The organism is Spirosoma daeguense, from assembly GCF_054776875.1.
This window is the reverse complement of record NZ_BAAHBF010000004.1, coordinates 614551-627954: the sequence shown is the minus strand read 5'-3', so window position 1 is coordinate 627954 and position 13404 is coordinate 614551. Positions and strand designations below refer to the sequence as shown.

9 protein-coding genes are annotated in these 13404 nt (G+C 45.7%); 3 read left to right on the top strand and 6 right to left on the bottom strand.

Annotated features, from left to right (window positions below; genetic code table 11):
• Positions 1-33 precede the first annotated feature (33 nt).
• From ACYVD4_RS15415 to ACYVD4_RS15395, 5 genes are all read right to left on the bottom strand, one after another.
• A complete protein-coding gene (locus ACYVD4_RS15415; RefSeq protein WP_460947158.1) occupies positions 34-1113 on the bottom strand; it encodes an efflux RND transporter periplasmic adaptor subunit in 1080 nt (359 codons plus the stop codon).
• Positions 1114-1203: 90 nt separating this feature from the next.
• Complete coding sequence (locus ACYVD4_RS15410; RefSeq protein WP_460947156.1) at positions 1204-2472, bottom strand: TolC family protein; 1269 nt, start codon at positions 2470-2472, stop codon at positions 1204-1206.
• Between the two features lie 183 nt (positions 2473-2655).
• Positions 2656-4023 carry a sensor histidine kinase gene (locus tag ACYVD4_RS15405; RefSeq protein WP_460947154.1) on the bottom strand — a complete coding sequence of 456 codons (1368 nt, stop codon included), beginning with the start codon at positions 4021-4023 and terminating at the stop codon, positions 2656-2658.
• A 76-nt stretch (positions 4024-4099) separates the two neighbouring features.
• Positions 4100-4789, bottom strand: coding sequence for a response regulator transcription factor (locus ACYVD4_RS15400; RefSeq protein ID WP_460947566.1), 690 nt, complete (start codon positions 4787-4789; stop codon positions 4100-4102).
• A gap of 136 nt (positions 4790-4925) precedes the next feature.
• A complete protein-coding gene (locus tag ACYVD4_RS15395) occupies positions 4926-5168 on the bottom strand; it encodes a type B 50S ribosomal protein L31 (protein WP_460947152.1) in 243 nt (80 codons plus the stop codon).
• 587 nt (positions 5169-5755) lie between these two features.
• Between ACYVD4_RS15395 and ACYVD4_RS15390 the strand changes: the two genes are divergently transcribed.
• Both ACYVD4_RS15390 and ACYVD4_RS15385 read left to right on the top strand, forming a co-directional pair.
• Positions 5756-8251: a ribonucleoside-diphosphate reductase subunit alpha gene (locus ACYVD4_RS15390; protein ID WP_460947150.1), complete on the top strand. Its 2496-nt coding sequence runs from the start codon at positions 5756-5758 to the stop codon at positions 8249-8251.
• 220 nt (positions 8252-8471) lie between these two features.
• On the top strand, positions 8472-9803 hold the full coding sequence (locus ACYVD4_RS15385; protein ID WP_460947148.1) for an OmpA family protein: 1332 nt from the start codon (positions 8472-8474) through the stop codon (positions 9801-9803).
• Positions 9804-9888: 85 nt separating this feature from the next.
• Here the strand turns inward: ACYVD4_RS15385 and ACYVD4_RS15380 are convergent, their stop codons facing one another.
• Positions 9889-11631, bottom strand: a complete 1743-nt coding sequence (locus ACYVD4_RS15380) for a CAP domain-containing protein (RefSeq protein ID WP_460947146.1) — start codon at positions 11629-11631, stop codon at positions 9889-9891.
• A gap of 482 nt (positions 11632-12113) precedes the next feature.
• Here ACYVD4_RS15380 and ACYVD4_RS15375 point away from each other — a divergent pair, with 482 nt between their 5' ends.
• Entirely contained in the window at positions 12114-13361 is a 1248-nt protein-coding gene (locus ACYVD4_RS15375) for a vanadium-dependent haloperoxidase (protein ID WP_460947144.1), read from the top strand.
• Positions 13362-13404 lie beyond the last annotated feature (43 nt).

Sequence of the window (13404 nt, the reverse complement as noted above, 5' to 3'; positions counted from 1 at the left end):
CTTACCCCACACCCTTTACCCTCCGCCCTATGCTTAATTATTCAGTGCGTTGTAGACTAGCAACTGGTTTTTGGAAATGACTTTTTCGCCGGGTTTAACTCCCTGCCGTACATAAGCTATGCTACCCAATGATTTGAGCACATCAACTTCGCGGGTTTCGATATCGGAGCGATTTTTAAACACCATAACGTAGTGTTTCGACCTATCAAAAATGACTGAACCCGACGGCACAGTAGCCATTTTGCCGCCGTCTTCGTAACGTAGCGTAACCGTAGCGTGCATTTCAGGACGTAGTTTCATGCCCCGGTTGTTGAGTCGGATACGTACCGTCATAGCTTTAGTATTGGGATCGAGAACCGTATAAATCTTGTCGACTTTTCCGGCAAATAGTTCGTCGGGATAACTCAGCGTCTGAATCGAAGCGTCCATACCGATACGTACCCGGGCAATATCGCTTTCATTTACGTTAGCCAATACCCAGACTTCGCTTATTTGCCCGATGGTAAACAAATTGTCGGCGTTGTCGGAACGTAGCTGCATACCCCGGTTCACATTTTTCTCGATAACGTAGCCGTCGATAGGTGCTCTGACGGTATACATCGATGTTTTTCCGATGCCATAAATTCGGGACACCTCGGCCACGCGATTAGCCTCGGCCTGTGCTTTCTCAACTTCTTTCTGAGCCGCTACCACTTCCCGCTGCGACGTCAGTTTTGTTTCGAACAGGTCTTGAGCCACGCGCAGATTTTTCTCGGCCAGTAATAAATCAGACCGCGCCTGAATGCTTTGGCGTTCAATATCAGCCACTTCGCCCGAACGTAGTGACGCCAGCGTTTGCCCCTTTCGAACGTAATCGCCCAGCTCCACCTTTACGTCTTCTACGTTACCACCAACCAGCGGAAACACTTTGATTACGCGGTTTTCGTCGGCCATCACTTTCCCGACGAGTGTAAGTTCGCTACGTACGGGTTGCGTCGTTACGCTGTCGATTTTGATACGATGCATCATCGTATCCGACAGCATAAAAGCTTGTTGCTCTTCAGCAACTGGCTTTTTCCCACATGAACTCATGAGCGCTACGCAACCCATGAAGAATAAGAAATTGGTTTTCATTGTCGTACCGGCTAAGGTGTCCGGCTTTATAAATTTCGATTGATTAGAACGTAATATCTCTGAGCCGGACGTAGTGCCAGCACGGGTCAGTTATCGGAATAAATCTTCGCCGAGGAGGTAGTTCAATTCCTCGTAAGCACTGACGCGGTCGGCTTTCAGACGGTTGAGTTGGCTGACACTGTCGTTGTAGGCTTCAATCAGATCGACGAACTCGAGCAACGTAATATTACCTTTCTGAAAGTTGGTGACTACGCCCCGGTTCAATTGATCGAACTGTTCGGTAAACTGCTGCTCAACAGACTGAACCCGACGCTGAACTTCCCGTACTTTTTGGAGCGACGTAGCCACTTCGTTATTGACCTGATTGACTTTCTGTTGCTGCAACTGATTCTGGTAACCAATCTGGCTGCGAGATGCCCGAATAGCGCCCTGATTCCGGTTGAAAACTGGCAAGTCGGCAGATACCGTCAAACCAACGTAATTCTGAATGTAGCTACCCGCCTGATCGTAGGTGCCACCAACGCGTAAATCGGGTTTCGCCAACGCACGCTGAAGGTTGTAATTCAGTTCTGCCTGTTTAGTGAGCGATGCCGCTGCTTTCAGGTCGGGCCGATTTCGAATAGCCATTTGCTGAAGCGTATCTTCTGACTGAACCGGCAACCGATACTGCGCCAGCGTTTCGTCGCGAACCAATGGTACTACTGGCTGGTCAACGTTCAGAAGTGTTCGTAGTGCACGCTGATCATCGGCTAATTGAAACACGATAGTCGTGCGATCATTGCTGATCTGAAACAGTAACGCCTTGAGTCGCAGGAGTTCACGTAATGATACGTTGTTTCGGTTATACTGTATTTCATAAGCCGATACGGTGCTTTGAAGCGTAGTAAGTTGCTGATCGAATCGGGCCAGCGTTTTTTGCTGAAAATAAATGGAATAAAACCGGCTCCGAAGATCGAAGCGAAGTCCACGTAACAAATCAAGCACTTCGAATTGCGTAAGCCGGGTGGCTTCTGAAGCCAGTGCGATACGTTTGTTACGTTTGCCCGCTGTGTATAGTAGTTGCTCTATACCAACAATTTTCTGTCCCTGCCTGCCAACATCGAGCACACGGCGCGCTTCGGCGTTGTACGCACTCACTTCGAGATTAAGTGTAGGATTATCGTACAGACTAGCCTGCAATTCCTGCGCCTGACTGGCTTCGAGTCGAAACCGTTCGGCAATCAGAAGCAGGTTGTTTTTCAAAAACAGGCTGTCGGCCTGCTTTAGCGTTAAACGTAGCGAATCCTGTTGATTAGCATTTTGCCCAGAAGCAAAACGAGTACTCAGAACTAAAAAAACGAAAAAAATAAGCGACCGCATGGATTATGGAGTATACGGTGCAAAGTTCTGATGTACAACTTACAGGGGCATTAAAGATGACTTAAAGGAACTTTAGAAAAATATTAAAAATACCTTAGAAACGGTGACCAAAATAGGGTTTATATATAGTTAATTATCTGAAAATCAATTTGTTTAACATTTTTGCTGCCTATGAAATCTTGATTAAACGTGTGGCAGCGAAATCGTGAACGTACTACCTGTCCCTAGTTTACTGGCAACAGACAACGTGCCTTTGTGGAGTTCAATCAGTTTGGCCGATATAGATAAGCCGATACCAAAACCGTCGAAACCAATCGCATTCTGAGCCCGGTAAAAGGGTTCAAAAATACGCCGGGCATCTTCCTCTGTCATCCCAATTCCGTGGTCCTGAATATGGAGATGACACTGCCGGGTATCGGTGGCAATCTGAACGCGGGCCGTATGATCGGGCGAGTATTTACAGGCATTATCGAATAGATTCAGTAATACCTGTTTAAGTAATTCTTCGTTGCCATTGATTACTGTTTCGGTGTCGGTTTCGGGCATGTTCTGGTAATTGACGTCAATCCGATACGTTGGTTTGGCAGCCACCAATTCATCTTTCGCCGTAAAAACAACATCATCGATACGTACCGGGCGAAACGGTACGTGATTGCTCGTCTCCATTGTACGGGCCAGAAACAATAGGCTATTGGTGAGGTCGATAAGTCGGTCAGTATCTGACATCAGGTTTTTTAAAACTTCTTCATGTTCTGGCACGGTGAGGGGCTTTCGTAAACCAAGCTGAATCTCCGACTTCATAGCTGCCAGTGGTGTACGTAGTTCGTGCGATGCATGAGAAACAAAGCTGCGCTGCTGGTCGAAAGCCTGTCCCAACCGTTGCAATACCGTATTGAAATTGATAGCCAGCCGGGCAATTTCGTCCTGACGATTACCTTCATCAAGGCGTTTCTGGAGATTTTGAGCGGTAATGGTCGATACCTGCTGGTTGATTTGGCTGATAGGACGTAGCGATTGTCCGGCAAAGAAAATTCCGAGTCCGATTGTGATACTCAAACCAGCCACCAACCCCCAGCCTAGAGTTAATCGAAGATTATCGAGCTTACTTTTTCCGAATCGGTCGTAGGCCGATGCCAGCACAACCAAATCGCGGCCGTTATTTTTATACAATATGCCAACGAGTTCGTTATGGCCGCTAAATGCTTCAACATCTTCCCGTTTACGTACTTCATCGAGGAGTGTAGCCTGATAATGAATAACCTGATCGTCGACACTGGAATAAATCAGCCGATTCTTATCATCAAAAACGAGTACTTTTTCATCAATTAGCGCGGTGAGCGTATTGCGGTCAATGATTTTAAGCAGTTTCTGATCTACTTCTTTCACTTCAATCAGAAAACGCACCGTAGTAAGCGCTTTATTCTTGAGCCTATCGTAAAACTCTTCCCGGCGATACGTAGCCGAAACAATATAAATCAGCACCGAGAAAACCACCAGAATGGAAGCCACAATAAGCGAAAATTGAAGCGCAATACGATTACGAATGGTCATAAGGCAAAGGGCTTGGGGTAGAAGGTAGAGGGAGAAAGGCAGGAGGTAAATGCGAAGAAAACCCTATGCCCACGCTCTATGCTTCTTCTTTCAGTACATATCCGAGGCCGGGGCGGGTATGGATGAGTTTTGGCTCAAAATCGCGATCTACTTTTTTGCGGAGGTAGTTTATGTAGACTTCTACTACGTTCGTACCGGGATCAAAATTCAGATTCCAGACGGTTTCCGCAATATCAGCCTTAGAAAGTACCCGCCCTTTATTCCGGATCAGGTATTCGAGCAGGGCAAATTCTCGGGCTGTTAGATCAATCGGAGTGTTGTTTCGCTTGACCTCCTTGGTTGTAATGTTGATGGATAGATTAGCTACCTGCCAGATTTCTTCATCGCTGGAATCCTGAACCCGTGATGTACGCCGGAAGCAGGTAGCCACTCGCGCTACCAGTTCACGAAAATCGAATGGCTTTACCAGATAATCATCGGCACCGAGCGAGAGCCCTTCAACTTTATCTTCGATTTCGCCAAGCGCGGTGAGCATAATAATAGGCAACGTCGGTTTCTCCGCCCGAACGCTTCGACATACTTCAAAGCCACTCAGACCGGGGAGGTTAATATCCAGTATCAACAGATCAACACCTGGTTGCAGCGCCATCTGTCTACCATTTAATCCTTCATATACGACCTCGGTAGCATAGCCTTCTTCCTGGAGCCCCCGGCTTATATTCTGGGCAATACGTCTATCGTCTTCAATAATCAGAATTTTTTTCATAGAGAACGTGATACGTCGGTAGATTAGAACGATAGGAAGTAGTAGTTTATGGCCAACGTAGCGATTTGCTGTCATAAAAAACTCCCCTGCTACGTTACGTAACAGGGGAGCCTGATAATAGCCATCAAAGTAAGGCTTACTTCGTACCGTAACGCTTGCGGAACTTGTCCACACGGCCAGCAGTATCGAGCAGTACGTTCTTACCGGTATAGAAAGGGTGCGACTGCGAGCTAACTTCAATTTTAACGAGTGGGTAGGTGCTACCTTCGAACTCGATAGTGTCTTTTGTCTGAATTGTTGAGCGTGTCAGAAATTTATAATCGCTCGACAAATCGTGGAATACCACATCGCGGTAATCCGGGTGAATGCCCTTTTTCATAATCTAATGCGCTGTTTCTTGTCATCTTCTCGGTTTCCGACCGAAAAGGACTGCAAAGGTACGGCGTTTTCGAGGGATTGGCAAGACTTTTTGTTACTTCTTTTTGTGGCTGATTATGAACTCAGTAAATAGTCACCGTTAGCTAATATTGGCTTAATACTGACTTGCTTTCAGTCTGGTTTCTTGCTATTTTCGAAACGCATTTTATGCTCCCTGATAAAAGAGATTGCCCCGGTTATGATTCACTGGTTAGCTCAAAAAAAATTTCTTAGACTATTTCTAGAGGAGGAAATTAGTAAGTCATTCAGGATGATGGCTTAACAATTTTTTAACCTATCCTTTAGAATTGCATGTTTTGAGAATTGTCGAAAATAGCTGAACCTTCCGGGTTGCTTTTCCGTCTAAATCAATAGAACTTTAACACCTGTGTTCTGCTCCTGCACAAATTTCCGTTAGCTAACTTTAGGTTGATTAATGGGATCGATCTGGTCCGGGTATAATACATGTACTTAATAAAAGTTCATTTTGGGTATACTATTTTTTACGATATTCATCATTTTTCCATACATAACTAGCCCAAACTTATCATGTTCGTAATCAAACGTGATGGCCGTCGGGAGTCAGTCAAATTCGACAAAATCACCGCCCGCATCGAGAAATTGTGCTATGGTCTCGACCCTGCTTACGTTCAGCCTGTAGAAGTGGCTGTGAAGGTTGTTAGCGGTCTTTACGATGGCGTTAAAACAACTGAGCTCGACAACCTTGCTGCCGAAACAGCCGCATCGATGACCACCAAGCACCCGGATTACGCCATTCTGGCCGCCCGGATTGCCATTTCGAACCTGCACAAAGAAACGAACAAGTCGTTCTCTGGCACGATCAAAAAACTCTACCAGTACGAAGACCCAAAAACGGGCGAAAATGCATCGCTGATTTCACGGGAAGTGTATGAAGTAGTTCGTCATCATGCTGCTCTGCTCGATTCTACCATCATCTACGATCGGGATTACGGTTATGATTATTTTGGGTACAAAACCCTCGAAAAATCGTACCTGCTGAAATTGGACGGACGTATCGCCGAACGCCCACAACACATGCTGATGCGTGTAGCTGTTGGTATTCACCTCGACGATATTGATTCGGCTATTGAAACATATAACCTGCTGTCGGAGAAGTGGTTTACACATGCAACTCCTACGTTGTTCAACGCGGGTACGCCTAAACCTCAGATGTCGAGTTGTTTCCTGTTGACGATGCAGGATGACTCAATCGACGGTATTTATGATACGTTGAAGCAAACGGCTAAAATTTCTCAGTCGGCTGGTGGTATTGGGTTGAGCATTCACAATGTTCGGGCAACGGGTACCTATATTAAAGGAACGAACGGAACCTCGAACGGAATTGTGCCGATGCTACGTGTCTTCAATGATACGGCTCGCTACGTTGATCAGGGCGGTGGAAAGCGGAAAGGTTCGTTCGCGATTTATCTGGAGCCCTGGCACGCCGATGTTTTCGAATTCCTTGATCTGAAAAAGAACTCAGGCAAAGAAGAAGTACGGGCCCGTGACCTGTTTTTCGCTCTCTGGACTCCTGACCTGTTCATGAAACGGGTTGAAGCGGATGATGTCTGGTCGCTATTCTGCCCACACGAGTGTCCCGGTCTGGCCGATTGTTATGGCGAAGAGTTTGAAGCATTATATGAGCGTTACGAGCGTGAAGGCAGAGCCCGTCGGACGGTGAAAGCGCAGGAGTTGTGGTTCAAGATTCTGGAATCACAAACCGAAACAGGTACGCCATATATGCTGTATAAAGACGCTGCTAATAAAAAGTCGAACCAGAAAAATCTGGGTACGATTAAGTCGTCGAACCTGTGTACCGAAATCATCGAGTATACGGCTCCTGACGAGGTAGCAGTTTGTAATCTGGCGTCGATTGCATTGCCGAAGTTTATCAAACGCGATCCGGACGGTATCATGCGTTTCGATCACCAGAAATTGTTTGAGATTACGAAGGTCGCTACCCGTAACCTGAATAAAATCATTGACCTCAACTATTATCCGGTAGAAGAAGCTCGTCGCTCAAACATGCGCCACCGGCCAATTGGATTGGGTGTGCAAGGTTTGGCGGATGCGTTCATCATGCTACGTATGCCGTTTGAATCGGACGAAGCACGTCGCCTGAACGAAGATATTTTTGAGACGATCTACTTCGGTTCGATGACGGCGTCGATGGAATTGGCGAAACAGGAAGGTCCTTACGAAACCTGGAAAGGCTCACCAATTTCAGAAGGTGTTTTCCAGTTCGATATGTGGGGCCGCGACGGCGTACCGGTTACGCCGAAATCGAATCGCTGGGATTGGGAATCGCTACGTAAGGACGTAGTAGAACATGGCGTTCGGAATTCGCTGTTGCTAGCGCCAATGCCAACGGCATCGACCTCGCAGATTCTGGGTAACAACGAATGTTTCGAGCCATACACGAGCAACATCTACACACGTCGCGTACTGTCGGGCGAATTTGTAGTGGTGAACAAACACTTGCTCAAAGATCTTGTGAAATTGGGTCTGTGGAACGATGCGATGAAGAACAATCTGATTCTGGCGAACGGTTCGGTTCAACAGATTCCGAATATTCCGCAAAATATCAAAGACCTCTATAAAACGGTTTGGGAGATCAAGCAGAAGCATATCATCGATATGGCTGCTGACCGGGGAGCCTACATTTGTCAGTCGCAATCGCTGAATATTCACATTCAGGATTCGAACTTTGGTAAACTGACCTCAATGCACTTCTATGCTTGGAAAGCGGGCCTGAAAACAGGTATGTATTACCTGCGTACAAAAGCTGCTACCGATGCTGTGAAGTTCACCGTAGTTCAGCCACAGGCCGAGCCGCAACTGGAACCAGCCATGGCCGAAACAGCACCGATCGAAAAGCCGCTCGATTACGCACAATACGCGAAAGAGCACGCAACGAACGTAGCGCCAGCGCCTGTACCAATGGTAACTGATCTCGAACAGCAATATGCAGCAATGACCTGCTCGCTCGATGATCCGGAAGGATGCGAGATGTGCGGTTCATAAGCTAGTTTCTTATTAAGAATACAAAACAAAACTCCCGGCTGTGGCAACATGGTCGGGAGTTTTGTTTTCTGTCAAGGTAGGCTAATTAGTCTTCAGTAATATTGTGGTTAGATTATTCGGATAAATAAACGATACCCGTTGCGTTTGTAAACGTCTTAGTATCTGGGGCACAACTAGCTCCTGATAATCTTAAAGCATATAGTTAAATCACGTAGCATTTATGCGATTGCACAGCGTATTACTTCTTCTTCTTTTGGCCGGGTTTGCCTCGTCATGTATGTATGGTTCATATCCATCTGGCTACCCATCGGGAGGGCAACAGACTCCCGGCAATACGTATCCAGGTTCCAGCGGACAGACTGGCAGTAGTCGGTCTGCGGATAACGGTATAACAGTAAATAGTATTCAACTAACTCAGGATTACACAATTCTGAAACTGACTTACACAGATACTAATCAGCCTAGTTATGACAAGAATGGCAGATCTGTACCGACAGGTACCGTTGGTTTCGACCCAAATGGTTATCTGGTGGCGGCCAACGGAGCAAGGATATTTAAATTTTTACGGGTGGAAGGTATTCCGGAGAAGCGAGAGCGTATTGATCCAAATACCCGACAAAAGGTGCTTGTTGGCAGAAACACGTTTGCTGGTGACCAGCTAACGTTTAGTCTGTACTTTGAACGATTAGACAAGGGACTCGAAGACTTTGATCTATTTGAATGCACCAGCGATCAGTACATCTGCTGGAACATTTACAATATGCACGTTAGTAATCCGGCAGATGCAGTTATATACAGTCCTCCTACATCTCCAGCACCAACCCCTGTGCCTAATTTGCCAAAAAAGAATCCTAATCTGCCGCCTGCTCCATCGGGCAATTCTGGTGGGGAAATGGAAACACCTAAACCTAAGCCAGCACCATTACCCACGCTTATTAATGTATCAGGTATTGTGAGCGATGCCAAAAACAAACGTCCAATTACCGCTACGATTCAATACCAGTTTTCAGCCAGCAAACAAGCGGTCGATTCTGTACAAAGTTTTGCTTCTAACGGCGCTTATAAAATGAGTTTGCAGAAAGGACAGGTGTACACCTATATAGCATCGGCGCGGGGCTATCAGTCGGTCAGTGGGGTACTTGATTTGAGTAAGGTAGCAGGAGGGCAGAAAATTAGTCGCGATATTCCATTGACTCCTTTGGCTGTGGGTGATAAGGTGACTCTGAAAAATATATATTTTGAAATGTCGAAATCCGATTTGTTATCAGCTTCTTATGCCGAACTAGACAAATTAGAAACCATGATGACAGATAATCCTGATATGGTGATTCGGCTCGAGGGGCATACCGATATTATTGGCGATCATGACAAAAATCTTCAACTTTCTAAAGATCGAGTAGTGGCCTGTCAGCGGTATCTGGTTCAGAAAGGAATCGATATAGACCGAATTCAAACCATTGGTTATGGCGACACCCGCCCCATTCTGACTAAAGGCACTGACGAAGACCGTAAAGTAAATCGCCGGGTTGAATTTGTTATATTGAAAATTTGATCGAAAAAAATACGATCTATGGCATGAATCCACTTGCATTCTCAAAAGTTGCCCTACCTGACTTTTGAGAATGCAAGTACTTTTTTTAGGGTAAATTCAGCCGAGCGCCGGTTAGTAGAGAAAGTCGGCCACCGTTCAGATAGGTGAGTTTCGTTGCCCGAACCGTGATTCCCGTTGGCACAGTGATCCAATGTCCTATCCGTACCTGATCGGTGGCTATAGGAACGCGGTTACATGACCAGGTGCTGGGACTATTCCAGTTGCCATTCTGAACAGTTGTCATAACCGTACAAGGTGGGGATTGTATCCACAAGGCGTAATCTTCTACTTGCCCAGCCCCAAATTGTTCGCTGCCCATAATGGCGCATGAATTGTTCGATGAGCCGGGACTATCGGCCATTACCCGAATTCGTAGTAGCCTGTTAGCTGTGGCAGATTGAGGAATGGTTATTACCGCCGTTGCTCTGTTTGCTGAACTCGTTAATACCTGTTCTCCAGAATCGGTAAATTGCCCATTACCGTTATAATCAATCCAGACTCGTAGTCGGTGACTGTTGTCAGCCGAGCCTTTCAGAGACATTGTATAGCTGCTCCCTGCCGTAACGGTTGTTTGACTAACGCATGATAGATCAATGTAGTTATACCCATCGTTGCTGGATGTAGATGACTGATTATCAATCGTATTGAAGCGAAAGTTTTCAATACCGTAATAAACATTTTGCCCGCCCGTTACCGACACAGAGCAGGAGGCAACAGGACTCGCTCCAGGACAACCAGCACTAGTAGGGTCAATAGCTACGACCGTATAGGAATAGGGCGACTGTGTTACGCCATTTCGAACTACGTCTGATACTGTTACTCGAAACCATTTATCAGCAGAACCGTTCCAGGCCAGATTTACATCGGGATTATCAAGATCCCAAACGAGCGTATTGTCGCCAGCACCACTTGTAGCAGGGTGGGTCGTGAGAGCAAGTGAAGTTCCTGATTGATCCTGAACTGTTACCGAAGCCGATGAGAAATCGGCCGCCGGAATACTAAACGACCAGCGTGGTGGAATCAGGGTTCGGGGAACATAACCAGCCGGAGGAAAGGCAACGTATTGAGGTACATAAGCGGGAGTCACGAATGTGTTGAAAACCCAAAGAATGTCACTAAATCCATAAAGAGGGTTAGCCGCTCGGGCGCTTCCGTGTCCAAAACTAGCTGCACGTGAATACAGAATCCACCGCCGATGTCCAACGTCCGTATTATTACTGCCATCATCATCAATAAACTGTTTGACAGACTGACTGGAATGACTACCCAGGGCTATATTGGAATTTGCAGCTCCAGTATAGCCCTGAGGAGTGTAGCAGAGCCAGTTAGAAGGAGGGTAGTGGCTTAAATTATTGTTTGCTCCCATGATCAGAGCTGCCGCCTGTGTCTCTGTATTCCGACTCGGGTCGAATGTCATGTTATCGGGCAAACCAACCATCCGGCGATAGTAATTAATCCGCTGAATGGTGCGATCCTGAGCCAATTGCGAAATACTACCCGGCAAACAAGTCGCCAGAGAGCCAGTCCAGTTTAGCTGCAAATCGCTAACTGTAGAACCAAGAAAATTCTGGTAATAATCGGCAATAACATCGGCACGGTTCCAGGGATCTATCAGTAACGTAGCAGGCCCAACTGATTGATATACTGAAGAATCTTTGCTGATTTTGGAATATTGTGGAGCTTCATTTAGCGTATCAAGCGGGGCTTGTTGAGCAATAGCTTGTAGCGGTATAAGCAGGCTAGTAAAAATGCACCATCGAATGAGGTGAACAGTAAAAGATTTATACATAAGTTGAGATTTATACTTTATGTTAAAGTTACTGTTTTATTTAATATTTTATAAATAGTAACTTTTTTTGGTAATGAGTTGCTATAATTGCTTCCGATACGAGCGTAATAGAGTACAATCTGATTGGATAATTTATAAAGCTGAATCAAGCTTAACTATTGGGTCGTCTGCTTAAGATTAGCCTGGATATGACTGCCAAAGTGTTTCTCTAACTGACGTAAGAGCTTTCATACTACGTTATGAATCAGTTTATTACTTGGTCAGAAAATATACAGTGGCCATATCTCCACTAACATAAAGTAAAGAATTGGCAAGCTATTTGATACAGGTATTTTACTTAGCCTCTTGTTAATTAGTTGACCATGAATATTCTTAAAAAGATAGTTTATGTTTACCTGTATATAAATCTAACTGTTTCTGGCAAAGTCCATGCTCAATTGGTTGGAAGGCAAACCTCGCACGTAGCTACAGCGTGGGCAGATATGACTATTCAGGTTATGACTGCTGCACCCAAGAATACGCCAACCTATGGCTCAAGAGCACTAGGTTATTTAGGGCTCACCATGTATGAAAGTGTTGTTTGGGGAAATACTAAATACCGTTCAATTGCAACAACCTTATGTGATACACTTTGCTTGCCACAACCAGATAATAAGCAAACGTATTGTTGGGAGCTTGCCTTAAATTCGAGTCAGGCATACTTGATAAAACAGCTATATGGTTATACCAACAGAGCAAAAGGAGTAGACTCATTGGCCAATGCCATTCATGAACAATATGCGGCTAAAATTCCGAAGGACGTAGTGGCGCGGTCGGAGACATTTGGAGAAGAGATCGCCAAAGCGATTTACAACTGGTCGAAAAGTGATGGCGGACATGAAGGGTATAAACGCAATTTCCCCGAATATTATAGTTACCCGAAAGGAAAAGGTTTATGGGTACCCCCAGCTATGGGGCAATCGGCAAGTAGAATACCGCTTCACCCTATGTGGGGTGCCAACCGAACATTTGTGCAGCGGAATGGGCAATTGCCTCTCCCCGAACCTATGTCTTATTCGGTTGATTCATCCAGCGCTTATTACAAAGGCTATAAAGAAGTATATGATTACCAGAAAGGCATAAGTCTGGCCGATCGAAATATTGTATTCTGGTGGGGCGACGATCCTTCCGAAACATGCTCTCCTCCCGGTCACTCCTATAACCTAGGTACAATTGCAATCAAAAAAAATAAAGCGAATCTGACCTTAGCTGCACAAACCTATTGTCGTATCGGTATGGCTGTTGCCGATGCATTTGTGCTGTGCTGGAGAGCCAAATTCGCTCATAATGTAGAACGTCCTTCCAGCTACGTTATGTCGCGGCTGGATACGGCACGTAACAATCCTTATAATTTATGGATATCCGTATTTCTAGAGCCGCCTTTCCCTGCATTTTATTCTGGACATGCCACACAATCGGCTGCCACGGCTACCGTACTCACGGATCTATATGGCAACAAATTCTCGTTTATCGACGATACACATAAAGGCCGTCAGGGCGGGTATGCCTATGATCATCATTATTATAAAGTAGACTATAAGCCTCGCCATTATACATCATTCTGGGAAGCGGCAAAAGAATGTGCAGAATCACGACTGATGGGTGGCATCCATACCCGACATGATAACGACGTTGGTTTGGCGGAAGGAGCTAAAGTAGGGTATAACATCAACACACTACGTTGGAAATAGCTTTTCAAATCGTCATTTTTGATACGTATATCATACATATCAA